Source organism: Frankia tisae (genome assembly GCF_025403405.1).
In the GTDB taxonomy this organism is placed as follows: Bacteria; Actinomycetota; Actinomycetes; order Frankiales; family Frankiaceae; genus Frankia; species Frankia tisai.
The window spans coordinates 1-456 of record NZ_JANEZT010000810.1; the positions used below are offsets into that span (position 1 = coordinate 1).

The 456-nt window shown below is 59.9% G+C and carries 1 pseudogene; it reads left to right on the forward strand.

Annotated features, from left to right (window positions below):
• Positions 1 to 218 precede the first annotated feature (218 nt).
• Positions 219 to 332, forward strand: a pseudogene (locus NBZ85_RS31790) (IS3-like element IS1141 family transposase); the annotation flags it as partial.
• Between the last annotated feature and the right edge of the window lie 124 nt (positions 333 to 456).

Here is a 456-nt window from a genome sequence, read left to right on the forward strand (position 1 = left end):
CACCGGACCATCGTCGACCGGCCGGCGAGCTGCTGTCAGCCCCGTGTCCATCTGGCTCGCGCTCCCTACCCGCCCTCGTCACTGGTTGACAGACATCGCCTGTCTCGCACCATCTTGACAGGTAGGGGCGGCGCTACCCGCATCGGAACACCGAGACGCAGCCCGAGCGCGAGGACGTTCCCGAACCCGACGCAGAAGGTCAACGCGACCACCACACTAACCCCTACAGCGAAGCGAACTTCAAGACACTCAAGTGCTGTCCCGCTTTCCCAGGACGTTTCGGTTCCCTCCAGGACGCCCGCGTCTTCTGTGACGTCTTCTTCAGCTACTACTAGTCCGATTTGAAGAGTGTGCATGATTCTGCTGTCATAGAAACATGATTATCGATGGACGGGCTCTTCCGCGGGAAACCCAAGAGGACATCCGCATGCGGGCTGTCGACCTCTTCGAGAAGAA